Source organism: Xenorhabdus sp. SGI 60 (assembly GCF_056632175.1).
The window spans coordinates 2,860,047-2,885,683 of record NZ_CP196860.1; the positions used below are offsets into that span (position 1 = coordinate 2,860,047).

A 25,637-nucleotide genomic window follows, 5' to 3' on the forward strand; every position below is an offset into this window, starting at 1 on the left:
TGGGGAGGATTATGAGCAGGATAGGCGGAAAATAAGGAATATAAACAATGAGTGATTTCGGAGGCAGTAATACCCCGCCCGAATTAAAAGATTTATGGCAAACTCCACTCCCATTATTTATGGCACTCGATATAGAATTCGGATTTTATTTAGATGCAGCCGCCGATGCTCAGAATACCCTGTGTGCACATTATCTCACGGAACGAGATAATGCACTGGAGTGTGATTGGGCGAGTTATGGGGCTATCTGGTGCAATCCGCCCTATAGCAACATTAAACCGTGGATAGAAAAAGCCGCTATCGAATGCCAGAAACAATTACAGCCTATTGTGATGTTAATTCCCGCTGACCTTTCAGTCGGTTGGTTTAAATTGGCATTGGAAACTGTAGATGAGGTCAGATTAATTACAGGTGGCAGGATTTCATTTATTAATGCAGAAACAAAAAAATCAGTGAATGGAAATAACAAAGGTTCATTGTTGTTAATTTGGAGGCCGTTCACTGCTCCACGTAGAATAATAACAACCGTTGAACGAGATTATTTAATGATTATTGGCAATCATCAATTGGAGAAAATAGCATGAAAGTAACAATTGAAATAGCAAACAGCAACGATATCCATTTAGCTATTGGTGCAGTTCAAGACTATTGACAGGCAAATAAATCTAACGATCCCTTTTTATACAAATACGGGTCGCTCAGGGCGTATCAGAGAATCACACAAAGGCAATATCACGTGTCGTATCTATGACTAGCGAATTCGAGAACGCAAGGAGGACAGTAGCAAGGGAATGCCTAGAGGAACTGGAACAATTACCCAAATACGATGACATCGCAGTCACCGCAATCCTCGATAAATACACCCCCAAATTTAAACCACTCAACCACATGAAATTCAGCGCTAAATCAGTGCTGGTGCACTATGTGCGGATGATTCAGAAGGAGAGATAGATGAGTGAGCCTATCTATTTAACTGATAAAGAATTGATTTTACTAACCGGATTTAAACAAAAGAGTCACCAGATAAAATGGTTGACCTCTAACCGAATTCACCATTACATCAATAAGCTAGGTAAGCCTATTGTTATTCGTAGTGAGTTCACTGGCAATTATCGTCAACAAGCCAGTACTAAAGTTGAATCCCCTGATTTTGGAGCGTTACTCAATGGTTAGGAAGCGCAAAGATCCCAATGACCAGAAGCTACCCTCTCGTGTATCAAAAACAAAATATTCGTATTACCTCAAAACCAAAGATAACAAAACTATAATACTAGGCCCATTAACAATGAGCATGACCGAGTTATGGGCTCGGTATGACGGAGAGATCGCAAATCAAAAAATAGTAATGACATTCTCTAAACTGTGGGGAATGCATTTGAATAGCCCCGCATTTACTGAATTATCAGCACGTTCTCAGAAGGATAAATTGCAAGGAGCAAAGAGCATTCTAAAAGTTTTTGGTCATATTAAGGTTGATAACATTAAACCAGAACATATCAGGCAGTATATGGATATAAGAGGAACCCAAAGTAAAACACAGGCTAATCACGAATTATCGTATATGTCAGTGGCGTTTGGTTGGGGGTATGAGAGAGGTTATTGCAAGATTAATCCATGTTCAGGGATAAAGAAGTTTTCCCTCCAAAACAGAGACAAATATATCACCGATGAAGAATATCAAACCACATATGATGTAGGCTCCCCTGTGGTTAAAATAGCAATGGAGATATCATATCTTTGTGCATCTAGGATCGGGGATATATTGAAGCTGAAACATAACCAGATTTCAGAACAAGGGATTTACATCAAGCAAGGGAAAACTGGAGCTAAGCAGATAAAGCAATGGACTGATAGATTGCGTGAAACTATAAATCACGCAGTAGAACTGTTCCCTCCTACATCAACCCAATCTTATGTAATTTTGAATGCAGATGGTAATCAATTCACAAAATCAGGTTTCGATAATCATTGGAGGGAAGCAAAAGAGAAAGCAGCGAAGGTATTGGGAAGAAAAATTGATTTCACGTTTCATGATATCAAAGCTAAGGCAATCTCAGACTTCGAAGGAAGTTCAAGAGACAAGCAATTATTCAGTGGACACAAGACCGAATCTCAAGTAAAAGTTTATGATCGCAAGACGAAAGTAACTCCCACTCTAGACCTTCCAAAAATCAGCAAAAATGAAAGAATATACAGGAATTGAAATAGATAACTGACTGAGATAAAAGGATTTATATTTTCAACTTCATACTGTATATTCTTTCAATTCATCGTAAGATTTTGATTTATATAGATATTGCACCGGATTCTGATTCCGGCATTCCCAGGTTCGAATCCTGGTACCCCAGCCAAATTTTTCAAAGTAAAATATTCTTTGATATGCAAGCCACCATTAAAAGGTGGTTTTTTGTTTTACAGCCGTCAAAATTCCTTCATAAAAGCCACTTCAACAATCGCAAGTAAATAATTCTCCAATTCAATCGCATTAACTGGATAAAAAATAATACGCTTACTGGTTACTTGCGCTTGATAGTTTCCATCTTTTACCTCGCAGGCTGGGTGTACGTAAAATTCATCGGTACACGGACAATACGATGCTATAGATGCTAATACCGTAGAACCGGAGTGAACAATGAACATTAAACCTATTAGAACAGAGAGCGATTATCAAAAAGCATTAAAAGCTATTGCTCCACTATTTGATAATCAACCTGAAATTGGAACGCCTGAATTTGATTACATGGAAATTATGGTGCTGCTAATTGAAGCTTATGAAGCAGAACATTACCCAATAGATCCACCAGATCCCATTGAAGCGATTAAATACAGAATGGAACAATCAGGGTTAACCGTTAAAGATTTAGAACCTGCCATTGGCAAATCCAACCGTGTTTATGAAGTTTTAAATCGTAAGCGCAACCTGACATTACCTATGATCCGTAATCTGCACTGTATGCTCGGAATACCTGCCGATATTCTGATAAAACCAACCAAATTAGCCCCATAAGGGGCTAATAGGAAGCAATATCCATCACAACCCCAATGCATATTTCAGAGCAAGATTTTTCATGACTCCTGAACGCTGCGCTGCCATCAATGCCAGATTTCGTACCGTTTTCAATCCCGGCAAATCATGGCTGAATGTGGTATGGAAAAAATCCATTCCCGCTTGCATTATCAAATTATCCGGCATTCTGCGATGCTGATAACGCATCAAAACGCTCAAAGAATCCCACTCTTCCAACAATTCTTTAGCATTGGTCAGCACTTTGAGTAAAACATCAACATCCCGATAGCCTAAATTCACTCCCTGCCCTGCCAACGGGTTGATGGTATGAGCCGCATCTCCCAGCAGAACCAACCCTTCTTGTACGTAATGGCTGGCATGATGACGAGTCAGTGGAAATGAACCCGCAGCAATCGGGATAACTTTACCTAAACGGGTAGGAAATACCTGAAAAATTTCTCGTTCAAGTTGTGCCATCGTCATCGACTGCAATTGACGAATACGTGCGGGAGAATCGTACCAAACCAACGAAGCCCATTGATCAAACAACGGCAGAAAAGCCCTGGGACCAGAAGGAAAAAATTGTTGCCAGGTTATATCTTGTTGAGGCTGGTCAGTCTTGACCGTTATCAGCATACATGACTGGCGATATTGCCACCCGTTACTGCCAATACCCGCCAATTGACGGACTTGAGAACGGGCACCATCGGCACCAATAATCAGCCGCGTATCAATTTCCGTGCCATCCGCCAACGTCACCAGCCACGTTTTATTCTCATGCTGACGCTGCATAGATTGCAAAACAGCAGGACAAATCAATGTCAGGTTTGGATAACGCTCAAATTCCTGCCACAACGCCAGTTGTAAGACACGATTTTCAACCATGTGCCCTAACTCTGGCAGCCCCAAACTTTCAGCATCGAAAATGACGCTCGAGTCATTTTGCTCCCATGTTTCCAGCTTTCGATAAGGAGCACTGCGCATTCTCAGTACGTTTTCCCATGCTCCCAATTGTTTCAATAAATCCACTGAAGCACAGCTGATCGCAGATATACGAACATCAGGCTCACTCTCTACATCATAAAGCGCAGGGGGCTGATGTTCCAACAATGCAACACGCCAACCTTCCTGCGCCAATCCCAATGCTGTCGCCGCACCAATCATACCTGCACCAACGACAACGATATCGAATTTTTGTTGTGGATTATTCATATTCATCACGTCATTAACTTATTGATTAAAATAGTCTACCGGAATTTTCCCTTTTCGACTGTGAATATCCGCTGTTACAGTCTGGTCACTGGTGCCTCAAATGACTACAATAGCCAACAATATTATGCTAAATACACTATGTGCAATATATTGCGCTTTTCAGTGTTGAAGCATCATTCCACTGGAAACACCGGATACACAAAATGTCGACGATAAAAAAACTGTATATCAAAACCTGGGGCTGTCAGATGAACGAATACGATTCATCCAAGATGGCCGACTTACTGGAAACCACTCACGGTTATCAGTTAACCGATGTCGCCGAAGAAGCAGATATCTTACTCCTGAATACTTGTTCAATCCGTGAAAAGGCTCAGGAAAAAGTCTTTCACCAACTTGGCCGCTGGAAGGGCCTGAAAGATAAAAACCCTGAAGTCATTATTGGTGTGGGGGGTTGTGTTGCTTCCCAAGAAGGGGATTACATTCGCCAGCGTTCACCTAGCGTCGATATTATTTTCGGACCACAAACCCTGCATCGCCTGCCCGAAATGATTAACCATGTCAAAGGCACCCGCAGCCCAGTTGTTGACATCAGTTTCCCTGAAATTGAAAAATTTGACCGTCTGCCAGAGCCTAAAGCAGAAGGCCCAACAGCATTCGTTTCCATCATGGAAGGATGTAATAAGTACTGCACATTCTGCGTTGTACCTTACACCCGCGGGGAAGAAGTCAGCCGTCCTTGCGATGATATTTTATTCGAAATTGCCCAACTTGCTGCGCAAGGTGTACGTGAAGTTAATCTGCTTGGTCAAAACGTTAATGCCTATCGTGGCGCAACGTTTGATGGCGGTATCTGCACATTTGCAGAATTGTTGCGTCTGGTGGCGGCTATTGATGGTATCGATCGCATTCGCTTTACCACCAGCCATCCCATTGAATTTACTGATGACATTATTGCAGTCTACGAAGATACCCCTGAGTTAGTGAGTTTCCTGCATTTGCCAGTCCAGAGTGGTTCTGATCGCATTCTTACCCTGATGAAACGCGCCCATACTGCGCTAGAATACAAAGGCATTATTCGCCGTTTGCGTAAAGCACGCCCTGACATACAGATAAGCTCTGACTTCATCATCGGTTTCCCTGGTGAAACACAGGATGATTTTGAAAAAACCATGAAACTGATTGCTGATGTTAACTTCGACATGAGTTTTAGCTTCATCTATTCAGCGCGCCCAGGAACACCTGCAGCCGATTTGCCAGATGACGTCAGTGAAGAAGAGAAAAAGCAGCGCTTATACCTGCTCCAGCAGCGCATTAACCAACAAGCCATGAGCTACAGCCGCGCAATGCTTGGCAGCACGCAGCGCATTCTGGTTGAAGGCCCATCACGCAAAAATATCATGGAACTCTCTGGCCGTACCGAAAATAACCGCGTGGTTAATTTTGAGGGAGCACCTGACATGATTGGTAAATTTGTTGATGTCGAAATTGTTGACGTATACGCCAACTCCCTGCGTGGTAAAGTCATCCGTACTGAAGATGAGATGGATCTGCGCATCCATGAGTCACCTGAATCAGTCATTGCCCGTACTCGCAAGGAAGATGAACTCGGCGTTGGCTTTTATCAGCCTTAACAGGCCCTAACATAGAGATAATCAGTGACACAAATAAATCCACAAATAGCAACCCAAGAAATTTTTCTGGAGCCAGCTGACAATCAACGTCTGATGAGTCTGTGTGGACCACTTGATGATAATCTGAAACAGCTTGAGCGTCGTTTGGGTATTGAAATCAATCGCCGTGATAACCGTTTCAAACTGGCAGGTAAACCATTATCTGTCAGTGCGGCCGCAGGGATCCTGCGTCACCTTTATGTCGAAACTGCTCCTATACGCGGCGTGATACCTGATCTTGAGCCTGAACAGGTTCACCTCGCTATTACCGAAAGCCGGGTGTTGGAACAAGCAGCGGAAAGCGTTCCTGAATATGGCAAAGCCGTCAATATCAAGACTAAACGGGGGGTTGTAAAACCCCGTACTCCCAATCAGGCGCAATATATTGCTAACATCCTTGATCACGATATCACGTTCGGGGTTGGGCCTGCGGGTACAGGGAAAACGTATTTGGCTGTCGCCGCGGCGGTTGATGCACTGGAACGTCAGGAAGTCCGCCGTATCCTGCTCACCCGTCCTGCGGTTGAAGCCGGCGAAAAACTGGGCTTTCTGCCTGGTGATCTCAGCCAGAAAGTCGACCCTTATCTGCGTCCGCTTTATGATGCCCTGTTTGAGATGATGGGATTTGAAAAAGTTGAGAAGCTGATCGAAAGAAACGTGATTGAAGTGGCGCCACTGGCTTATATGCGTGGACGTACCCTCAATGATGCCTTTATTATTCTCGACGAAAGCCAGAATACGACCATTGAACAGATGAAAATGTTCCTGACCCGCATTGGTTTTAATTCCAAGGCAGTCATTACCGGTGACGTAACCCAGATTGACCTGCCAAGAGGCCAAAAATCAGGCCTGAGTCATGCAATCGAAGTTTTATCTGATGTTGATGACCTAAGTTTTAACTTCTTACATAGTGAAGACGTTGTTCGCCATCCAGTGGTGGCAAAAGTGGTTATCGCCTATGAAGCATGGGAAGCGGCAGAACAGGAGCGCAAAAAAGCGTTCAATGAGAAACGCAAACAGGAAGCACAATGAGTTCAGTCATATTAGATTTGCAAATTGCATGTGAAAACCCCGAAGGGCTTCCTGATGAAGCTATTTTCCAACGCTGGCTGGAAGGTGTTCTGCCACAATTTCAGACTGAAAGTGAAGTGACGATCCGTCTGGTCGATGAGGCAGAAAGCCACGATTTAAACCTTACTTATCGTGGGAAAGATAAACCAACTAATGTGTTATCCTTCCCATTTGAAGCGCCGCCTGAAGTTGAATTACCCTTACTCGGTGATTTAATTATTTGTCGTCAGGTTGTTGAAAAAGAGGCTAAAGAGCAACAAAAAACGGCCGAGGAACACTGGGCACATATGGTAGTTCACGGCAGCCTTCATCTTCTGGGATATGATCATATTGAAGACGATGAAGCAGAAGAAATGGAAGCTCTGGAAACAGAGATCCTAAAAAAAATGGGTTATACTGATCCCTATCTCGCGGAAAAAGAATAACCACTGTCAACATTTTTATGTTAAACATAATAATCTACGATTTTATATGGGGAATTTTCATTAAAACGCCATGAGCGACGACCATCCTTCAAGTAACGATAACCCTGGCCCTAAAAAAGGCTTTTTTGCACTTCTGAATCAGCTTTTTCACGGTGAACCGAAAAACCGTGATGATTTGGTTGAACTGATCCGTGATTCTGAACAGAACGACCTAATCGATCCCGATACCCGCGAGATGCTCGAAGGTGTCATAGATATTGCTGATCAACGCGTGCGTGACATTATGATCCCACGCTCACAGATCGTTACCTTAAAACGCAACCAATCTCTGGACGAATGTCTGGATGTTATTATTGACTCAGCTCACTCACGTTTTCCAGTGATCAGCGAAGACAAAGATCACATCGAAGGAATATTAATGGCGAAAGATCTGCTACCCTTCATGCGTACAAATGCAGAACCTTTCAGTATTGATAAAGTACTTCGTCAGGCTGTTGTCGTGCCGGAAAGTAAACGTGTTGACCGCCTGCTGAAAGAATTCCGTTCCCAACGCTACCATATGGCGATTGTGATCGATGAATTTGGTGGCGTTTCGGGGCTGGCCACCATTGAGGATATTCTTGAACTGATCGTGGGTGAAATAGAAGACGAATACGATGATGATGAAGATAACGATATTCGTGCTTTAAATCGCCACTCCTATTCAGTACGGGCATTGACTCAAATTGAGGATTTCAATGACGTTTTTGAAACCAATTTCAGCGATGAAGAGGTTGATACCATTGGTGGGCTAGTCATGCAGGCATTTGGGCATCTGCCTTCACGTGGGGAATCCGTCACCATTGATGGCTACCTTTTTAAAGTGGCAATGTCTGACAGCCGTAAAATCATTCAGGTTCACGTAAAAATACCGGATGATGCTGACGTTCCTGGCCTTGATAAACAATAATAGGATCTGGATGAACAAAGCCTCATTAATCAGTTGCCAGCGGTTACGTGCCGTGCTGGCACTTTTCTTCGGAGCCAGTGGAACGCTGGCTTTTTCACCTTTTGATTTCTGGCCTGCTGCACTCGTTTCTCTTTTCGGCCTGCAAATCCTTTCCCTGAACATAACCACCCGTCAAGCTTGCTTTATTGGTTTATGTTGGGGTCTTGGTTTGTTTGGCAGTGGCGCAAACTGGGTTTATGTCAGTATTGCCGACTTTGGTGGCATGCCAACCGCTATCAATATATTTTTGGTGATCCTGTTATCTGCCTATCTTGCCCTTTATCCTGCCTTATTTACCGGTTTGTTGAACCGCTTTTTCCCGGCTTCCAATAGCCTCAGGCTGGTTATAGCCAGCCCAGCGCTGTGGCAGTTAACCGAATTTTTGCGCGGCTGGGTGTTATCTGGGTTTCCGTGGTTACAATTTGGTTACAGCCAAATTGATGGCCCGATGAAAGCTATTGCACCTATTCTGGGTGTGGAAGGTATTACCTTCTTGCTTATGATGATCAGCGGATTGCTGGTTTTTGCTGTCACTAAGAAAAAAATTTCTGCGGCTATTCTCGCCGTTATCCTGCTGCTATTACCGTGGTCAATAAGCCATTACCAGTGGTATACCTTACAACCAGAAAAAGCCACTGAGATTGCTTTAGTTCAAGGTAATATTCCTCAAGCCATTAAGTGGGAGTCCACCGTTCTTGGCAAAACGCTGGACATTTATTTGGATAAAAGCCGTCCTTTCATTGGAAAAACGCCAATCATCATCTGGCCGGAATCAGCCATCCCCGATTACGAATATAACCAGAGTGATTTTCTGACTAAATTGGATACCGTGCTAAGAAAACACAATACCAGCTTGATCACTGGTATTGTGGATGCCCGACCGACGTTGGAAGGTTATAAATTCTACAACAGCATTATCGTATTAGGGGATAAGATACCTTACCAGTACCCAGCGCTAACCCGTTACGACAAACATCACCTTGTACCGTTTGGTGAGTTTGTACCATTGGCATCAATACTGCGGCCGTTAGCACCTTTATTCAATTTGCCGATGTCTTCTTTTAGCCAAGGTAATTACACCCAGCCTCAACTTTCTGTTGCCGGACACAATATTACTGCCGCGATCTGCTATGAAATTATTTTGGGTGAACAGGTTCGTGATAATTTCAAACCTGACACAGAGTTCCTCTTGACCGTTTCTAATGATGCCTGGTTTGGACGTTCCATTGGTCCGTGGCAGCATTTCCAAATGGCACGGATGCGTGCTCTTGAACTAGGCCGTCCTCTGCTAAGAGGAACGAATAATGGCGTTACAGCGGTAATTAACCCGGATGGCTCCATTCAGGCTGAACTTCCACAATTTACCCGACAGGTATTGGCAGCCAAAGTCACTCCAGCTACAGGGATAACACCTTATTTTCGCTTCGGAAATTGGCCAATATGGGGAGTAAGTATCCTGTTTTTCATCTTTGCTTTTATAAAAAAACGCCACAAAACTTAATTTTCTATTTTCCTATAATTAAACGTTAATAGTGGTCAGGGCATATTATTTATGCCCTGATTTTATTTAATCATCGATTTCATCACCGAAATAACAAAAATTCATCACATATTTCACCATAAAATGCCCGCTAAAACAGAATATTATTTTAAATAGCGCAAAGTGTGAACAACATTCAATATTATTCACTTTTTAACCACACATAAATTAAATTGTTTATTTATAGTGCGATGTGGGTCGCGAAACAGAAACATTATGGTTTCAAAAAAGTAACATTATGAATTATTTTTTTACAGTACATAAACAAAGAAACCAGAAAAATCGTTTCGGCAGTCTTAGTTATGTAGAAACATGCAGAAACACAATTATCTGTAAGAAAATTCAATTTCACGAAAAAATGACCAGACAAAGGAGCTGTATATGCGTAAGTTGATGTTAACCATGATGTTGTTTAGTGCAGTCGGGGCTGCCCATGCTGAGGAATTGACAGGAACACTGAAAAAAACCAAAGATAATGGCATTATCGTTGTTGGACACCGAGAATCTTCTGTTCCATTCTCTTACTACGATAATCAACAAAACGTCGTTGGTTATTCCCAGGATTATTCCAACCTAATCGTTGATGCGGTCAAGAAAAAGCTGGATATGCCTAATTTGCAAGTTAAGCTGATCCCGATTACCTCCCAGAACCGCATTCCCCTGCTACAAAACGGTACTTTCGATTTTGAATGTGGCTCTACCACCAACAATTTTGAACGACAGAAACAAGCGGCATTCTCCAATACCATCTTTTCTGTCGGTACTCGTCTGCTGACCAAAAAAGATTCAGGCATTGAGGGACTTGCTGATCTGGCAGGAAAAAATGTCGTTGTGACTTCTGGCACAACTTCTGAAATTTTGTTGAATAAGCTCAATGATGAGAAGCAAATGAAAATGCGTATCATCAGTGCCAAAGACCACGGTGATTCATTCCGTACCCTGGAATCAGGCCGTGCAGTTGCCTTTATGATGGATGATGCCTTGCTCGCCGGTGAACGCGCGAAAGCGAAGAAGCCCGATCAGTGGATCATTGTTGGCAAACCACAATCGGAAGAAGCATACGGTTGTATGCTGCGCAAAGATGATCCTCAATTCAAAAAATTAATTGATGACGTTATTGTCAAAACACAAACTTCCGGCGAAGCAGAAAAAATGTTTAATCGCTGGTTTAAAGAACCTATTCCACCTAAGAACTTGAATCTAAACTTTTCCATGTCAGATGAAATGAGAGCTTTGTTTAAAAATCCAAATGATAAGGCATTGAATTAATTAAAAATCCCAACTTCATTGGCAAGACGGGTATGAGGTAGTTGTTCCCTACCTCATTTTTTCCAGATTTAAATTCGATGAATGACAGCTAACCCCATATCAGGGAGTTCGATTATGTCCGCTAATTGGGATTGGGGCATCTTTTTACAAGCTGCCCCTTTTGGTAATACCACCTATTTGGGGTGGCTTATTTCTGGTTTTCAGGTAACGGTGGCACTTTCCGCCTGTGCCTGGATCATTGCATTCCTTGTCGGCTCATTGTTCGGTATTCTCCGTACAGTTCCGAATAAATTTCTTTCTGGGCTTGGAACCTGTTATGTCGAGTTATTTCGCAACGTTCCTCTTATTGTCCAATTTTTTACCTGGTATCTGGTGGTTCCTGAATTCCTGCCCAAAAATCTGAGCGATTGGTACAAAATGGAGCTGGACCCCAATATCCAATTTTTTATCTCCTCAGTCATCTGCTTAGGGTTATTCACCGCTGCCCGTGTATGTGAGCAAGTTCGTGCGGCAATTCAGTCACTCCCACGAGGGCAAAAAGCCGCGGGTCTGGCAATGGGCTTAACCTTGCCACAAACCTACCGTCACGTTCTGCTGCCAAACGCCTACCGAGTGATCATTCCCCCAATGACCTCGGAAATACTCAATTTGGTGAAGAATTCTGCCATTGCTTCCACAATCGGGCTGGTTGATATGGCTGCTCAGGCTGGTAAATTGCTGGATTATTCCGCTCACGCCTATGAATCATTCACAGCGATCACATTGGCTTATGTTGGTATCAACCTGGTGATTATGCTTGCCATGAGCATACTGGAGAAAAAAGTACGTTTACCCGGCAACATGGGAGGGCGGTAAGAAATGTATCAGTTTGACTGGAGTTCGATTGTACCAAGTTTGCCCTTCCTTCTGGATGGATTGTTGATAACGGCAAAAATTACCGTGACCGCCATTATCATAGGCATTGTCTGGGGAACCATTCTGGCGATGATGCGCCTCTCATCCATCAAGGCATTGAGCTGGTTTGCTGTCCTATATGTTAACCTGTTCCGCTCAGTTCCGTTGGTGATGGTATTACTGTGGTTTTATCTGATTGTGCCTAACTTATTACAAAATATTCTAGGCATATCACCAAAAACCGATATCCGTTTAATTTCTGCAATGGTAGCTTTTTCGCTCTTTGAAGCGGCTTACTATTCTGAAATCATTCGGGCAGGTATCCAGAGCATTTCCCGCGGGCAATCCTCTGCTGCGCTGGCACTGGGGATGACTCACATGCAAAGTATGCGGCTGGTCATACTGCCACAAGCATTTCGGGCAATGATCCCATTGCTGCTAACACAAGGCATTGTATTATTCCAGGATACTTCTCTGGTATATGTATTGAGTCTGGCGGATTTTTTCCGTACCGCAACGAATATTGGTGAGCGCGATGGAACCCAGATTGAAATGGTTCTGTTTGCCGGCTTTGTTTATTTTGTGATTAGTTTTTCCGCTTCTATGCTGGTTAACTATTTGAAGAAAAGGACTGTTTGATGATTTCCCTGAAAAATGTATCCAAGTGGTATGGCCAATTTCAGGTTCTTACTGACTGCTCAACCGAAGTCAAAAAAGGCGAAGTAGTCGTGGTCTGTGGACCTTCTGGTTCCGGCAAGTCCACACTGATAAAAACGGTCAATGGCCTTGAACCTGTCCAGCAAGGTGAAATTCGAGTAAACGACAAAAAAGTCAATGACAAGAACACCAATCTGGCACAATTGCGCTCCAAGGTGGGAATGGTGTTTCAGCACTTTGAACTTTTTCCTCACCTATCGATTATTGAAAATCTGACACTTGCTCAGGTTAAGGTGTTAAAGCGCGACAAGAGAGAAGCGGCTGAAAAAGGCTTAAAACTGCTGGAGCGAGTTGGATTAGCCAGCCATGCGGATAAATTCCCTGCACAACTCTCCGGTGGTCAGCAACAACGTGTTGCCATTGCCCGAGCACTCTGCATGGACCCGATAGCTATGTTGTTTGATGAGCCTACTTCTGCCCTTGATCCTGAAATGATTAATGAAGTCCTGGATGTCATGGTGAAATTGGCGAACGAAGGCATGACCATGATGGTGGTAACCCATGAAATGGGATTTGCCAAGAAAGTGGCACATCGCGTTATTTTCATGGATGAAGGTAAAATTGTCGAAGACAGTAAGAAAGAGGATTTCTTTGCCAACCCGAAATCAGAGCGTGCTCGCGATTTTCTGGCGAAAATTCTGCATTGATTTTTCCTCGTCGGCGGAGGGCTGAACAGCCGCCGACCTTAAATTTCCCCTAAAAATAAGAGAAGGCACACGAAGAAGCCGGGCACCTAAGAGAGGAGCCGAGAACGATGGAAGGAGGGAACAGGACAGAAAAGGGAGAAGACTTTGACCACGGCGCGAGGGCGGGAGGAAGAAGGGGAAAGAAAAAGGGGGGGACGAGGCGCGGAAGACGGGAAAGACGGACCTGCCCGGGATAAAAGAGCGAAAGGCAGCGCAAAAGGGAAGGAAGAAGGGAAGCAAAGGAAGGCAAAAACGGCGAGCACGAAAACTAGGAGAGCGGAGGGCGAGCCGAAAAGGAAAAAAAAAAAAAAAAAAAACGAAACAAAAAAAAAGAAAATAAAAATAAGTAATTTTCCGCATTCCTCCTTTAACAAGAGTTGTTGCCCCTATCCCTTATCAGCTATGCTATGGGATCTTAGATTTCTCATAAACAAACCAAACGCGCTAAAGGCGCAGCTTTATTACTCACCATAGGATTATCGGTGCCATGCAAGAACAATATCGTCCAGAAGACATAGAACAACAAGTCCAGCTTCATTGGCAAGAGAAGCAAACGTTCAAAGTGACAGAAGACAGCAGTAAAGAAAAATACTATTGCCTGTCCATGCTACCTTATCCTTCTGGCCGACTACATATGGGCCATGTCCGTAACTACACCATTGGTGATGTGATTTCCCGTTATCATCGCATGCTGGGCAAAAACGTACTGCAACCTATCGGTTGGGATGCATTCGGTCTGCCAGCAGAAGGTGCCGCAGTCAAGAATAATACCGCTCCTGCTCCGTGGACGTATTCCAACATTGATTATATGAAAACCCAGATAAAACAACTGGGTTTTGGCTATGATTGGGATCGTGAAGTCACGACTTGTACGCCAGAATACTATCGCTGGGAACAGTGGTTCTTCACTAAATTGTACGAAAAGGGTCTGGTATACAAAAAAACGTCCGCCGTTAACTGGTGCCCACATGACCTGACAGTTCTCGCTAATGAGCAAGTTATTGATGGCTGCTGCTGGCGTTGCGATACTCAAGTCGAGCGTAAAGAGATCCCACAATGGTTCATCAAGATCACCGATTATGCAGAAGAGCTGCTAAACGATCTGGATAAACTGGAAGATTGGCCGGAACAGGTCAAAACCATGCAGCGCAACTGGATTGGCCGTTCTGAAGGCGTTGAAATCACGTTCAATGTTGCTGACAGCCAGGAAAAACTCACTGTTTATACCACTCGCCCAGATACCTTCATGGGAGCAACCTACGTCGCGGTAGCGGCCGGTCACCCTCTGGCAAAACAGGCGGCGGAAAATAATCCTGAACTGGTGAAATTTATCGACGAATGCCGTAATACCAAAGTTGCCGAAGCTGATATGGCAACGATGGAGAAAAAAGGCATGTCAACAGGCATGTTTGTCATTCATCCATTGACCAACGAAAAACTCGCTATCTGGGTTGCCAACTTTGTCCTGATGGAATATGGCACAGGTGCGGTGATGGCTGTTCCAGGACACGATCAACGCGATTGGGAATTTGCTACTAAGTACAACCTGCCAATAAAAGCCGTTATTCTTGACAACGATGGCAATGTACCAAACGTTCAGGAAGCGGCTGTTACTGATAAAAATGCCCTGGTCAATTCCGGTGAATTCAGTGACCTGAACCATGAAGAAGGCTTCAATGCTATCGCTGACAAGCTGGTTGCAATGGGCGTCGGACAGCGTAAAGTCAATTACCGCCTGCGCGATTGGGGAGTTTCTCGTCAACGTTATTGGGGTGCTCCGATTCCAATGGCAACACTGGAAGATGGTACTGTTGTCCCTGTTCCAGAAGATCAATTGCCGGTAGTTTTGCCAGAAGATGTCGTGATGGATGGGATCACCAGCCCAATTAAAGCGGATCCTGAATGGGCAAAAACCACCATTAACGGCCAGTCTGCACTGTTTGAAACCGATACCTTTGATACCTTTATGGAATCCTCATGGTATTACGCACGCTATACCTGCCCAGATTATGATAAAGGGATGTTGGATCCGGCGGCGGCTAATTATTGGTTGCCAGTGGATCAATACATCGGTGGTATTGAACACGCTATCATGCACCTGATGTACTTCCGCTTCTTCCACAAATTGATGCGTGATGCTGGCATGGTCAACTCCGATGAACCTGCCAAGCGCCTGCTGTGTCAGGGCATGGTTCTGGCCGAAGCCTTTTACTATACAGGTAACAGCGGCGAGAAAGTCTGGGTATCTCCAGCTGATGCCATTGTTGAGCGCGATGAGAAAGGCCGTATTGTCAAAGCAACGGATAAAGACGGCCATGAGCTGGTTTATACCGGCATGAGCAAAATGTCGAAATCCAAGAACAACGGTATCGATCCACAAGTTATGGTCGATAAATACGGCGCTGATACCGTTCGTCTGTTCATGATGTTCGCCGCGCCACCAGAACTGACTCTGGAATGGCAAGAATCTGGCGTGGAAGGTGCTAATCGCTTCCTGAAACGTGTTTGGCGTCTGGTTTACGAGCACAGCAACAAAGGGACAACCCAGCCACTGGATATCAGTAACCTGACGACAGAACAGAAAGATCTGCGCCGTGATTTGCACAAAACTATCGCGAAAGTCACCGATGACGTTGGTCGCCGTCAAGCGTTCAATACTGCTATTGCGGCCATCATGGAGCTGATGAATAAACTGACTCGCGCGCCACAGGAAACAGAGCAAGATCGTGCTCTGATGCAAGAAGCCGTAATTGCGATTGTACGAATGCTGGCACCTATTACCCCACACGCTTGCTTCGTTATGTGGAAAGCACTTGGTAATGAAGATGACATTGATTCTGCTGCATGGCCACAAGCTGATGAGCAGGCAATGGTAGACGATACTAAACTGGTCATTATTCAAATTAACGGTAAAGTTCGTGGTCGCATTACTGTACCGGCAGATGCAACAAAAGAGTATGTTCAGGAGATGGCGACACAAGAATACAGTGTGAAGAAGTATCTTGAAGGCGTCAGTATCCGCAAAGTCATCTATGTTCCAGGTAAATTACTGAATCTGGTTGCAGGCTGATAACAGGAGACCTTATTTGTGGTAGAAAATAATCTACGACATCATATTTGCACGTTTTTGCTCGGGTTAGCGGTGTTAATCACCGCTGGCTGCGGTTTTCATCTTCAAGGCACAACACAAGTACCAAAGGAGCTGCAAACATTGCAATTAAGTTCTGGTGACCCTTATGGTCCTCTGGCACGGGCAGTACGTCAGCAACTTCGGCTGAATGATGTCAAAATTGTGGAAAATGGTGATGCTTCATTACCCATTCTGAAACTGGTTGGCTCTAATGAAAACAAAGAGACAGTTTCTATCTTTCAGGATGGTAAAGCGGCTGAACGTCTGTTGGTACTGAATGTTGATGCGCAAGTTCTGATGCCAAATGGTAGCATCTACCCATTACGGGCAAAGGTTGATCGTTCGTTTTTCGATAACCCTTTGGAAGCACTGGCAAAAGATGCAGAAGATGAACTGGTTAAACAGGAAATGCGCGAGCAGGCTGCCCGTCAGCTTATGCGCCAATTGCTGACCGTTCATAGCGCAGAACTCTTGAAAGCCGAGGCAAAACAAAAAGCCGCGGCTACACAGAAGCAATGATCCGACTGTATCCTGAACAACTTTTCTCGCAGCTCAATGAAGAGCTGCGAGGCAGCTACCTGTTGTGGGGCAATGAGCCATTACTATTGCAGGAAAGTCAAGACAGCATCCGCAAAGTGGCTGAACAACATGGCCTTATGGAGCATTTCACCTTTACATTGGATAACCATACCGATTGGGATGAAATCTTCAGCTTATGTCAATCTCTTAGCCTGTTTGCCAGCCGTCAGTCTCTCACCCTGCTGCTTCCAGAAAATGGCCCTAATACTACAATGGCAGAGCGGCTGACCAAGCTATCAGGGTTGCTGCATTCAGATATCTTACTGATATTGCGCGGGCACAAACTGACTAAAGCGCAAGAAAATAGCGCGTGGTTCAAAGCGATTGGGCAAAATGGGGTATATGTCAGTTGTTTGACTCCTGAGCAAAATCGCCTGCCACAATGGGTAGCACAACGTGCCAAAAACATGGGGCTATTACTGGAAAATGAAGCCAATCAATTACTATGCTATTGCTATGAAGGAAACCTATTGGCAATGGCCCAGGCTCTGGAACGTCTTTCCCTGATCTATCCCGATAATCGACTGACACTTCCTCGCGTAGAAGAAGCAGTCAACGATGCGGCCCATTTTTCTCCCTATCATTGGGTTGATGCTTTGCTGGCAGGAAAAATAAAGCGGGCATGGCATATACTTAAACAACTTCGGCAGGAAGATACCGAGACGATTATTTTGCTCCGTACCATACAGAGGGAACTAATGCTGCTACTGGTACTTAAGCGTCAATATACGACCGTCCCTCTGAAAACTTTATTTGATCAACACAAGATTTGGCAAAATCGCAGAGCATTGCTGTCAACTGCACTACAGCGCCTGTCACAGCGAGAACTGCAATCTGCCATACATTTGTTGACCCAGATGGAACTGCGCGTCAAACAGGATTATAGCCAATCCATTTGGGCTGACCTGGAAACGCTTTCCATGTTGCTATGCGGAAAACCATTACCAGAGAGCTTCCTGAATGCTTGAATCTATTGATCCAATCAATATCGATCAAGATATTGACTTAACGAATACTGTCCCAATCAATGCCATCGATTCTGTAACCAATAGAAATTCCCCGGTTATTCAGGCTTTATTCGGTGGCACATTCGATCCTATCCATTATGGTCATTTACGGCCTGTGGAAGCATTGGCCGAATTAGTGGGACTCAAGCAGGTTATCTTATTACCGAATCACGTTCCCCCGCACCGCCCTCAACCGGAAGCAACCGCCCAGCAACGACTGGAAATGGTTCGTCTGGCCGTGCGGGATAACCCTCTGTTTACCGTGGATACCCGTGAGCTAGAGCGGCAAGCTCCTTCTTACACAGTAGAAACACTGAAATTCTTTCGTCAGGAAATTGGTGAGCAACATCCATTGGCATTCATCATTGGCCAGGATTCATTACAAGCTATTCATACCTGGTATAAGTGGGAAGAGTTACTCGATATTTGTCATCTGTTGGTCTGCTCCCGTCCGGGTTATCAAAGTCAACTTTCGGCTCCAGGAATGCAATCGTGGCTTGAAAAGCACCAAATTGACTTTCCACTCCCACTGAGCCAAAAACCACATGGTTATATTTATCTGGCGGCCACTCCGTTGTTAAACATTTCAGCAACGGATATTCGCCAACGTCACCAGCAAGGGATAAGTTGTGATGATTTGCTTCCCCTATCGATACAAAATTATATCGATTCACAGGGGCTATATAAGAAATAACGAAACCACGCGGTGATTTGCAGCTAACTCGCTTACTTTTATAGAGATTGGCATGCTATTATTCTGCGTTACTTAACCAATTTGATGAAATAAAGGTGATCCTTTTGCAAGGCACAGAACTACAACAATTTGTTATTGACAGACTTGAAGATTCCAAAGCACAAGATATTGTTTCTATAGACGTTCGTGGAAAATCCAGCATTACTGACTGTATGGTTATCTGCACCGGAACATCAAATCGCCACTTGATGTCTGTGGCAGATCATCTGGTGGATGATTGCCGCCAAGCCGGCATTATGCCTTTAGGTGTTGAAGGGCAAGGCATTTCAGACTGGATAGTCGTCGATCTCGGCGAGATCATGGTCCACGTGATGCAAGAAGACAGCCGCCGTATGTACGAACTGGAAAAACTCTGGAGCTGAGTTTGAAGTTACAACTGGTCGCTGTAGGAACAAAAATGCCGGACTGGGTACAGACCGGCTTTATGGATTATTTGAATCGTTTTCCCAAGGATATGCCTTTTGAGCTTATTGAAATTCCAGCGGGAAAACGGGGCAAAAATGCTGACATCAAGCGCATTCTGGAAAAAGAAGGCGAACAGATGCTGGCTGCCGTTGGTAAAGGTAATCGTATTGTGACTCTGGATATTCCCGGCTCTCGTTGGGATACTCCACAATTGGCACAACAACTTGAACGCTGGAAGCTGGATGGCAGAAACGTCAGCCTGTTAATTGGTGGCCCTGAAGGTTTGGCCCCTGCCTGCAAAGCAGCCGCGGAACAAAGCTGGTCACTTTCTCCTTTAACCATGCCACATCCTCTTGTACGAGTTTTGGTTGCGGAGAGTCTTTATCGGGCGTGGAGCATCACTACTAACCACCCTTATCATCGGGAATAAATTGGGTAATCTGACACCGTGAATTCTGGCAATGGGATGAAGAATCAACGAACCTCTTTTCGCGATCATTCTGCTGAATCGGCCTTATTCATACGCCGCGCACTCGTGGCGTTTATCGGCATTATTATTTTAACCGGTATCCTATTTGCCAATCTCTATCATCTCCAGATTACTCGCCACGAAGATTACCAAACCCGATCGAATGGAAATCGTATTAAGCTCGTTCCCATAGCCCCAAGCAGGGGCATCATTTATGACCGTAATGGCACACCACTGGCAGCTAACCGGACTATTTATCAATTAGAAATCGTGCCACAAAAAGTCACTGACCTTGATAAGACATTAAATGATCTGCGCTCCGTTGTTGGACTGACTGATGAAGATATTGAAACCTTCAAAAAAGAGCGCCAACGCGCACGCCGTTTTACCTCTATTCCGCTAAAAACATCGTTGACTCCCGTTCAGGTTGCTCGGTTCTCCGTCAATCAATATCGCTTTACGGGACTGGAAATCAAAGGCTACCAACGTCGCTATTACCCTTATGGCTCCGCTCTCACCCATGTGATCGGCTATGTTGCCAAAATCAACGACAAAGATGTAGAACGACTAGAAAAAGAAGACATTCTTGCAGACTACGCCGCCACCCATGATATCGGAAAACTGGGTATTGAACGTTATTATGAATCCGTTCTGCATGGCAAACCGGGTTATGAAGAAGTCGAAGTCAACAACCGCGGTAAAGTGATCCGCCAGCTACATGAACAACCGCCACAGGCTGGCAAAGATATTTACCTGTCAATCGACTTAGAGCTACAAACCTATATTGAAGAGATACTGACGACCAGCCGGGCAGGTGTTGTTGTTACCGATCCCCGTACAGGGGAGGTTTTGGCTATGGTGTCCAACCCCAGCTACGATCCGAATCTGTTTGTCGATGGTATTTCGAGCCAGGACTATAAATCTCTGCTCAATGACCCCAATCGCCCCTTAATTAACCGTGCCACACAAGGTGCTTATCCGCCCGCATCAACAGTGAAGCCTTTTATTGCCGTTGCAGCCCTTAGTAGTGATGTCATTACAAAGAACACCACTATCAATAATCCGGGTTGGTGGCAACTACCAGGCTCAGAGAAGCGTTACCGTGATTGGAAGCGTTGGGGACATGGCAAGCTGAATGTACACAAAGCGATTGTCGAGTCGGCGGATACTTTTTTCTATCAAGTCGCCTATGATATGGGTATCGATAAGATGTCTGAATGGATGACGAAATTCGGCTATGGTCAATTTACGGGCATTGATTTGAAAGAAGAAAATCCCGGCAATATGCCTACCCGTGAATGGAAACTCAAACGCTATAAAAAACCATGGTATCAAGGCGATACGATTTCCGTTGGTATCGGTCAAGGGTACTGGACTGCTACGCCTATGCAGATGGTAAAAGCCTTAATGACTTTGATTAACGATGGCGTAGTGAAAACACCTCATTTTTTGATGAATACTCGCGTAAATGGCGAAATGCAACCTTACCAGCCCCCAGTCAGTGAACCGATTGGAGATATTCATTCTGGGTATTGGGAAATTGCTAAAGATGGTATGTATGGTGTTGCCAATGCCCCGAATGGCACGGCACGCAGGTTCTTTGCTGGTACACCCTATAAAGCGGCCGTTAAATCAGGTACTGCCCAGGTTTTCAGTTATGAAACCTACAATGCAAGTAAGCTTGCTGAACATCTACGTGATCATAAGCTGATGATTGCCTTTGCGCCCTACGACAACCCGACGGTTGCCGTTTCCATCATTCTTGAAAATGGTGGCTCTGGACCACCTGTTGGTTCTATTGTTCGTCAAATTCTGGATCATATTTTACTCAGGGATAGTAAAAACACCTCTCCTGCCCGCGCCTCTGCTGGGACAGGAGTCAATACGACCACAACACAAGCTACCCAGAATAGAAACTAATTGAGTAACATCATGACAGACTCACCAAACAAGGTTCCTTTCTGGACCCGATTACATATAGATATTCCATTATTGCTATGCGTTCTGGCATTACTGGTCTACAGCCTTTTCATTATGTGGAGTGCCAGTGGGCAAGACATAGATATGATGGAGCGAAAAATAGGGCAAGTCATCATGGGTCTCATAGTGATGATCGCTTTAGCTCAGGTTCCTCCACGCATATACGAAAACTGGGCACCTTATCTCTATATTGTCTGTGTCATTCTGCTCATCTTCGTTGATGTTTTTGGGCAGATTAGTAAGGGGGCGCAGCGTTGGCTGGATCTAGGTATTGTACGTTTCCAACCGTCAGAAATTGCCAAAATCGCCGTACCTTTGATGGTAGCTCGCTTTATGAATCGAGATCTCTGTCCACCTTCGCTGAAAAATACGGGCATTGCACTGGTTTTGACCTTTGTCCCTACTCTACTGGTAGCAGCGCAACCCGATTTAGGCACATCTATTTTGATTGCTGCCTCTGGCATATTCATTCTATTTCTGGCGGGAATGAATTGGAAACTCATTGGCATTGCTGTTTTACTGCTTGCCTGTTTCATCCCAATATTGTGGTTCTTCCTGATGCATGATTACCAACGCGCCCGCGTTATGATGCTATTGGATCCAGAAAGTGATCCATTGGGCAAAGGTTATCATATCATTCAATCCAAAATTGCTATTGGCTCAGGGGGAATATTTGGAAAAGGCTGGTTACAAGGCACTCAATCGCAGTTGGAATTCCTGCCAGAGCGACATACCGATTTTATTTTCGCCGTTCTGTCTGAAGAATTGGGGTTGATTGGCGTTCTGGTTTTGCTGGTGCTTTACTTACTGGTCATTATGCGTGGTTTGTTTATTGCAACCAAAGCGCAGAATACTTTCGGCCGAGTCATGGTCGGAGGATTGATACTGATTTTCTTTGTCTATGTTTTTGTCAATATCGGCATGGTAAGCGGTATCCTGCCGGTAGTCGGTGTTCCCCTGCCGTTGATTAGTTATGGGGGATCAGCATTAATTGTCCTAATGGCGGGGTTCGGCATTATCATGTCGATACATACGCATCGTAAATTATTGTCCAAAAGCTTATGAGGAAGAAGTTTCATGCGTCAACAGTGGCTTATACTTAGCATCGTAGCTGTACTGATATCAGGCTGTAACATAACCGATAACGATCGGACATCTTCCCTTCCCCCAATTCCAACTCGTGATGTTTTGGGGGCGGAGCCTCAATATGAGCCTTACCATCCAAGCGCCAATCGGGATTACCAGCGGGATGGGCAAACCTATCACATAGTGCAAGACCCTGCTCACTTTACCCAGACAGGCTATGCCAGTTGGTTCGGTGAAGAGTCCAATGGAAAACTGACAGCAATTGGTGAACGGGCTAGTCCCTATGCTTTAGCGGCAGCGCACCCGACACTGCCTATTCCAAGTTATGTTCGTGTCACCAACTTAAGCAATGGACGCATGATGATTGTTAGGGTCAATGATCGAGGCCCTTACAATAAGCCAGGGAAAATTATCGAATTATCTCATGCAGCAGCGGAGCGACTCAATCTGATGCCACAAAGCAAAGTGAAATTGGATGGTATTCTCGTTTCACCTGATGGCTCACTTTCCGGTTTGGGAACAAAAGGATCGACGATTGTTAAACAGCGCTTTGCTTTACCTGAAAGACCGAGTCTGAGTTCCCAATCATCAATGCTTCCTGCTGTAACAAGCAATTCTGCTGACGAAAATACAGAGAAACAACCCCCCGCTGAACAAGCTACTACATCCCCTGCACCTGAATCAACAAACGGTTACATGGTGCAAGTGGGCGCAATCAGCGCTGAACAAAAAGCCAAAGAATGGCAACAGTCATTGAGCCAGCGCTTTAACGTTCAAGGGCGTATTTTCCAATTTGGTAACGTCTATCGCGTCCAGTTGGGACCATTCAATAACCGCCAGCAAGCTATGGAATTACAAAAGAAATTAACAGATCAGATGCAGCAATCCTCGTTTATTGTTGCTCCCTGATTCATGCAACACAATCACGATAACGCGATAAATAGCATCACCGCCTGCTGATATTTTCCTGTCAGCAGGCAGATAAAATCGGCTGCAACCAGTTTTGTTTAATGTCAGCTTTTTTTCCATTTGTTATTATGTCACTTATTATCAATCCTTCTCTCACGGATGTTATCTAATCAATCATGAAATACATCGTTACTTCCCGTTTTATTAAAAGAGCCACGTTAGGCATTGCTCTGGCTGCCAGCGTTTCCGCATCTGCCTACGCGGATGATAATTTCAAAACCATGATCCCTGGTGTACCAGAACTGGATTCAGAAGCCTATATTCTGATTGATTACAACTCAGGAAAGGTATTAGCCGAAAAGAATGCAGATATCCGCCGCGACCCCGCAAGTCTGACCAAAATGATGACCAGCTACGTCATTGGGCAAGCCATTAAATCAGGAAAAATCAAACCGGAAGATATCGTTACTGTCGGTAAAGATGCCTGGGCAACCGGTAATCCGGTATTTAAAGGTTCATCCCTGATGTTTTTAAAGCCCGGTGACCAAGTTTCTGTCGCTATGCTTTCCCGCGGTATCAACTTGCAATCTGGCAACGATGCCTGCGTTGCGATGGCGGACTATGTGGCAGGCAGCCAGGATACATTCGTCAGTTTGATGAATCAATATGTGCAAAATTTGGGACTGAAAAATACCCATTTTCAAACCGTTCATGGCTTGGACGCCCCTGGCCAATATAGCTCTGCTCATGATATGGCATTGATTGGTCAGGCCCTAATCCGTGATGTACCGGATGAATACGCTATCTACAAAGAAAAAGATTTTACTTACAACAACATTCGCCAGCCTAATCGTAATGGCTTGCTATGGGATAAGAGCTTGAATGTTGACGGTATTAAAACGGGCCATACCAGCGGGGCGGGATATAACCTTGTTGCGTCTGCTACCGAAGGCAATATGCGCTTGATTTCTGCGGTGATGGGCAGCCCAACCTTCAAGGGACGTGAAACCGACAGCAAAAAATTATTGACGTGGGGCTTTCGTTTCTTCGAGACGGTTTCACCACTACAAGTCGGTAAAGAATTTGCGTCAGAGCCTATTTGGTTTGGTGATACTGATAAAGTCCAGCTAGGCGTTGACAAAAATGTTTACCTGACTATCCCCCGTGGTCGTTTGAAAGACCTGAAAGCCAGCTATGTACTGAACGATACCGAACTGCACGCACCGCTCGCTAAAAATCAGATTGTTGGAACTATCAACTTCCAGCTTGATGGAAAAACCATTGAACAACGTCCATTAGTCGTAATGCAGGAAGTCAAAGAAGGTGGTTTTTTCAGCCGCATGATCGACTATATCCGACTGATGTTCCACCACTGGTTCGGCTGATCTCTTGAAAGCCAGATATTGAGCCTATATTAATTACATCTCGTCAGAAAATTATCACGCCACGGCAAATCAACCACGATGCCGTGGCAAATATATGTTAGGAACACCCATGAAAACGAAATTAAATGAACTGCTTGAGTTCCCCTGCTCATTCACCTACAAAGTGATGGGCCTGGCTCAGTCTGAGCTGGTAGATCAAGTGATTGAAGTCGTTCAACGCCATGCCCCGGGCGATTATTCTCCAGTTGTGAAACCCAGCAGCAAAGGCAATTACCATTCCGTATCCATTACCATCAATGCGACACATATTGAGCAAGTTGAAACGCTGTATGAAGAGTTGGGTCAGTTGGAGTTGGTTCGCGTCGTGCTGTAATGGTACAACCACGATCCATTAAAACACAATGCGCTGTTTACACGTCAGCGCGTTGTCAATAAAAAAACATTTATCCCG

The 25,637-nt window shown here is 44.6% G+C and carries 26 protein-coding genes; 25 read left to right on the top strand and 1 reads right to left on the bottom strand.

Annotated features, from left to right (window positions below):
- Positions 1-47: 47 nt before the first annotated feature.
- From ACSJJG_RS13270 to ACSJJG_RS13285, 4 genes are all read left to right on the top strand, one after another.
- Positions 48-584 (top strand): phage N-6-adenine-methyltransferase, encoded by a 537-nt coding sequence (locus ACSJJG_RS13270; RefSeq protein WP_189760798.1) that lies wholly within the window; start codon positions 48-50, stop codon positions 582-584.
- 367 nt (positions 585-951) lie between these two features.
- A complete protein-coding gene (locus ACSJJG_RS13275) occupies positions 952-1,173 on the top strand; it encodes a DUF4224 domain-containing protein (RefSeq protein WP_189760797.1) in 222 nt (73 codons plus the stop codon).
- Positions 1,166-2,203 carry a tyrosine-type recombinase/integrase gene (locus tag ACSJJG_RS13280; protein WP_189760796.1) on the top strand — a complete coding sequence of 346 codons (1,038 nt, stop codon included), beginning with the start codon at positions 1,166-1,168 and terminating at the stop codon, positions 2,201-2,203. Before ACSJJG_RS13275 ends, ACSJJG_RS13280 begins: the two co-directional genes overlap by 8 nt.
- 429 nt (positions 2,204-2,632) lie before the next feature.
- A complete protein-coding gene (locus tag ACSJJG_RS13285) occupies positions 2,633-3,007 on the top strand; it encodes a helix-turn-helix domain-containing protein (RefSeq protein ID WP_189760795.1) in 375 nt (124 codons plus the stop codon).
- A 24-nt stretch (positions 3,008-3,031) separates the two neighbouring features.
- Here ACSJJG_RS13285 and ubiF read toward each other — a convergent pair whose 3' ends face one another.
- A complete protein-coding gene (gene ubiF / locus ACSJJG_RS13290) occupies positions 3,032-4,219 on the bottom strand; it encodes a 3-demethoxyubiquinol 3-hydroxylase (RefSeq protein ID WP_481089631.1) in 1,188 nt (395 codons plus the stop codon).
- A 203-nt stretch (positions 4,220-4,422) separates the two neighbouring features.
- Here ubiF and miaB point away from each other — a divergent pair, with 203 nt between their 5' ends.
- The 21 genes from miaB to ybeD all read left to right on the top strand — a co-directional run bounded on the left by miaB (position 4,423) and on the right by ybeD (position 25,559).
- Complete coding sequence (miaB, locus tag ACSJJG_RS13295) at positions 4,423-5,853, top strand: tRNA (N6-isopentenyl adenosine(37)-C2)-methylthiotransferase MiaB (RefSeq protein ID WP_481089632.1); 1,431 nt, start codon at positions 4,423-4,425, stop codon at positions 5,851-5,853.
- A 93-nt stretch (positions 5,854-5,946) separates the two neighbouring features.
- Entirely contained in the window at positions 5,947-6,924 is a 978-nt protein-coding gene (locus tag ACSJJG_RS13300; RefSeq protein ID WP_481090440.1) for a PhoH family protein, read from the top strand.
- Positions 6,921-7,388, top strand: coding sequence for an rRNA maturation RNase YbeY (ybeY, locus tag ACSJJG_RS13305; RefSeq protein ID WP_481089633.1), 468 nt, complete (start codon positions 6,921-6,923; stop codon positions 7,386-7,388). The genes ACSJJG_RS13300 and ybeY overlap by 4 nt, the downstream gene beginning before the upstream one ends.
- A 70-nt stretch (positions 7,389-7,458) precedes the next feature.
- Complete coding sequence (gene corC, locus ACSJJG_RS13310) at positions 7,459-8,337, top strand: CNNM family magnesium/cobalt transport protein CorC (RefSeq protein WP_481089634.1); 879 nt, start codon at positions 7,459-7,461, stop codon at positions 8,335-8,337.
- A gap of 10 nt (positions 8,338-8,347) precedes the next feature.
- Positions 8,348-9,877, top strand: a complete 1,530-nt coding sequence (gene lnt / locus ACSJJG_RS13315) for an apolipoprotein N-acyltransferase (RefSeq protein WP_481089635.1) — start codon at positions 8,348-8,350, stop codon at positions 9,875-9,877.
- Between the two features lie 420 nt (positions 9,878-10,297).
- Positions 10,298-11,185, top strand: coding sequence for a glutamate/aspartate ABC transporter substrate-binding protein (locus ACSJJG_RS13320; protein ID WP_481089636.1), 888 nt, complete (start codon positions 10,298-10,300; stop codon positions 11,183-11,185).
- A gap of 114 nt (positions 11,186-11,299) precedes the next feature.
- Positions 11,300-12,040 carry an amino acid ABC transporter permease gene (locus tag ACSJJG_RS13325; RefSeq protein WP_481089637.1) on the top strand — a complete coding sequence of 247 codons (741 nt, stop codon included), beginning with the start codon at positions 11,300-11,302 and terminating at the stop codon, positions 12,038-12,040.
- Between the two features lie 3 nt (positions 12,041-12,043).
- A complete protein-coding gene (gltK, locus tag ACSJJG_RS13330) occupies positions 12,044-12,718 on the top strand; it encodes a glutamate/aspartate ABC transporter permease GltK (RefSeq protein WP_481089638.1) in 675 nt (224 codons plus the stop codon).
- Positions 12,718-13,443 carry an amino acid ABC transporter ATP-binding protein gene (locus ACSJJG_RS13335; RefSeq protein ID WP_481089639.1) on the top strand — a complete coding sequence of 242 codons (726 nt, stop codon included), beginning with the start codon at positions 12,718-12,720 and terminating at the stop codon, positions 13,441-13,443. Before gltK ends, ACSJJG_RS13335 begins: the two co-directional genes overlap by 1 nt.
- Positions 13,444-13,587: 144 nt before the next feature.
- The gene (locus ACSJJG_RS13340; protein ID WP_481089640.1) at positions 13,588-13,956 is read left to right on the top strand and encodes a hypothetical protein; all 369 of its coding nucleotides are present in this window, start codon (positions 13,588-13,590) and stop codon (positions 13,954-13,956) included.
- A 13-nt stretch (positions 13,957-13,969) separates the two neighbouring features.
- Positions 13,970-16,552 carry a leucine--tRNA ligase gene (leuS, locus tag ACSJJG_RS13345; protein WP_481089641.1) on the top strand — a complete coding sequence of 861 codons (2,583 nt, stop codon included), beginning with the start codon at positions 13,970-13,972 and terminating at the stop codon, positions 16,550-16,552.
- 18 nt (positions 16,553-16,570) lie between these two features.
- Positions 16,571-17,131 (top strand): LPS assembly lipoprotein LptE, encoded by a 561-nt coding sequence (lptE, locus tag ACSJJG_RS13350; RefSeq protein WP_481089642.1) that lies wholly within the window; start codon positions 16,571-16,573, stop codon positions 17,129-17,131.
- Positions 17,128-18,159 carry a DNA polymerase III subunit delta gene (gene holA / locus ACSJJG_RS13355; RefSeq protein ID WP_481089643.1) on the top strand — a complete coding sequence of 344 codons (1,032 nt, stop codon included), beginning with the start codon at positions 17,128-17,130 and terminating at the stop codon, positions 18,157-18,159. Before lptE ends, holA begins: the two co-directional genes overlap by 4 nt.
- Positions 18,152-18,892 carry a nicotinate-nucleotide adenylyltransferase gene (nadD, locus tag ACSJJG_RS13360; protein ID WP_481089644.1) on the top strand — a complete coding sequence of 247 codons (741 nt, stop codon included), beginning with the start codon at positions 18,152-18,154 and terminating at the stop codon, positions 18,890-18,892. Before holA ends, nadD begins: the two co-directional genes overlap by 8 nt.
- Before the next feature lie 95 nt (positions 18,893-18,987).
- Positions 18,988-19,314, top strand: a complete 327-nt coding sequence (gene rsfS / locus ACSJJG_RS13365) for a ribosome silencing factor (protein WP_189760561.1) — start codon at positions 18,988-18,990, stop codon at positions 19,312-19,314.
- A 2-nt stretch (positions 19,315-19,316) separates the two neighbouring features.
- Complete coding sequence (rlmH, locus tag ACSJJG_RS13370) at positions 19,317-19,787, top strand: 23S rRNA (pseudouridine(1915)-N(3))-methyltransferase RlmH (RefSeq protein ID WP_047769160.1); 471 nt, start codon at positions 19,317-19,319, stop codon at positions 19,785-19,787.
- Between the two features lie 36 nt (positions 19,788-19,823).
- A complete protein-coding gene (mrdA, locus tag ACSJJG_RS13375) occupies positions 19,824-21,746 on the top strand; it encodes a peptidoglycan DD-transpeptidase MrdA (RefSeq protein WP_481089645.1) in 1,923 nt (640 codons plus the stop codon).
- Positions 21,747-21,758: 12 nt separating this feature from the next.
- A complete protein-coding gene (gene mrdB, locus ACSJJG_RS13380; protein ID WP_481089646.1) occupies positions 21,759-22,871 on the top strand; it encodes a peptidoglycan glycosyltransferase MrdB in 1,113 nt (370 codons plus the stop codon).
- Positions 22,872-22,883: 12 nt separating this feature from the next.
- Positions 22,884-23,801: an endolytic peptidoglycan transglycosylase RlpA gene (rlpA, locus tag ACSJJG_RS13385; RefSeq protein ID WP_481089647.1), complete on the top strand. Its 918-nt coding sequence runs from the start codon at positions 22,884-22,886 to the stop codon at positions 23,799-23,801.
- Positions 23,802-23,977: 176 nt separating this feature from the next.
- Positions 23,978-25,186, top strand: coding sequence for a D-alanyl-D-alanine carboxypeptidase DacA (gene dacA, locus ACSJJG_RS13390; protein WP_481089648.1), 1,209 nt, complete (start codon positions 23,978-23,980; stop codon positions 25,184-25,186).
- Between the two features lie 109 nt (positions 25,187-25,295).
- Entirely contained in the window at positions 25,296-25,559 is a 264-nt protein-coding gene (ybeD, locus tag ACSJJG_RS13395) for a DUF493 family protein YbeD (RefSeq protein ID WP_481089649.1), read from the top strand.
- The last annotated feature ends 78 nt before the right edge of the window (positions 25,560-25,637 follow it).

Excerpts from the sequence above, each read along its gene's own strand:
- rlpA (WP_481089647.1), top strand. The coding sequence starts at position 22,884 with ATGCGTCAACAGTGGCTTATACTTAGCATCGTAGCTGTACTGATATCA.
- ybeY (WP_481089633.1), top strand. The coding sequence starts at position 6,921 with ATGAGTTCAGTCATATTAGATTTGCAAATTGCATGTGAAAACCCCGAA.
- corC (WP_481089634.1), top strand. The coding sequence starts at position 7,459 with ATGAGCGACGACCATCCTTCAAGTAACGATAACCCTGGCCCTAAAAAA.
- lnt (WP_481089635.1), top strand. The coding sequence starts at position 8,348 with ATGAACAAAGCCTCATTAATCAGTTGCCAGCGGTTACGTGCCGTGCTG.
- gltK (WP_481089638.1), top strand. The coding sequence starts at position 12,044 with ATGTATCAGTTTGACTGGAGTTCGATTGTACCAAGTTTGCCCTTCCTT.
- mrdB (WP_481089646.1), top strand. The coding sequence starts at position 21,759 with ATGACAGACTCACCAAACAAGGTTCCTTTCTGGACCCGATTACATATA.
- ACSJJG_RS13325 (WP_481089637.1), top strand. The coding sequence starts at position 11,300 with ATGTCCGCTAATTGGGATTGGGGCATCTTTTTACAAGCTGCCCCTTTT.
- ACSJJG_RS13320 (WP_481089636.1), top strand. The coding sequence starts at position 10,298 with ATGCGTAAGTTGATGTTAACCATGATGTTGTTTAGTGCAGTCGGGGCT.
- leuS (WP_481089641.1), top strand. The coding sequence starts at position 13,970 with ATGCAAGAACAATATCGTCCAGAAGACATAGAACAACAAGTCCAGCTT.
- ubiF (WP_481089631.1), bottom strand. The coding sequence starts at position 4,219 with ATGAATAATCCACAACAAAAATTCGATATCGTTGTCGTTGGTGCAGGT.
- nadD (WP_481089644.1), top strand. The coding sequence starts at position 18,152 with ATGCTTGAATCTATTGATCCAATCAATATCGATCAAGATATTGACTTA.
- ACSJJG_RS13280 (WP_189760796.1), top strand. The coding sequence starts at position 1,166 with ATGGTTAGGAAGCGCAAAGATCCCAATGACCAGAAGCTACCCTCTCGT.
- ACSJJG_RS13335 (WP_481089639.1), top strand. The coding sequence starts at position 12,718 with ATGATTTCCCTGAAAAATGTATCCAAGTGGTATGGCCAATTTCAGGTT.
- ybeD (WP_481089649.1), top strand. The coding sequence starts at position 25,296 with ATGAAAACGAAATTAAATGAACTGCTTGAGTTCCCCTGCTCATTCACC.
- ACSJJG_RS13275 (WP_189760797.1), top strand. The coding sequence starts at position 952 with ATGAGTGAGCCTATCTATTTAACTGATAAAGAATTGATTTTACTAACC.
- ACSJJG_RS13300 (WP_481090440.1), top strand. The coding sequence starts at position 5,947 with ATGAGTCTGTGTGGACCACTTGATGATAATCTGAAACAGCTTGAGCGT.
- dacA (WP_481089648.1), top strand. The coding sequence starts at position 23,978 with ATGAAATACATCGTTACTTCCCGTTTTATTAAAAGAGCCACGTTAGGC.
- ACSJJG_RS13285 (WP_189760795.1), top strand. The coding sequence starts at position 2,633 with ATGAACATTAAACCTATTAGAACAGAGAGCGATTATCAAAAAGCATTA.
- ACSJJG_RS13270 (WP_189760798.1), top strand. The coding sequence starts at position 48 with ATGAGTGATTTCGGAGGCAGTAATACCCCGCCCGAATTAAAAGATTTA.
- miaB (WP_481089632.1), top strand. The coding sequence starts at position 4,423 with ATGTCGACGATAAAAAAACTGTATATCAAAACCTGGGGCTGTCAGATG.
- holA (WP_481089643.1), top strand. The coding sequence starts at position 17,128 with ATGATCCGACTGTATCCTGAACAACTTTTCTCGCAGCTCAATGAAGAG.
- mrdA (WP_481089645.1), top strand. The coding sequence starts at position 19,824 with ATGAAGAATCAACGAACCTCTTTTCGCGATCATTCTGCTGAATCGGCC.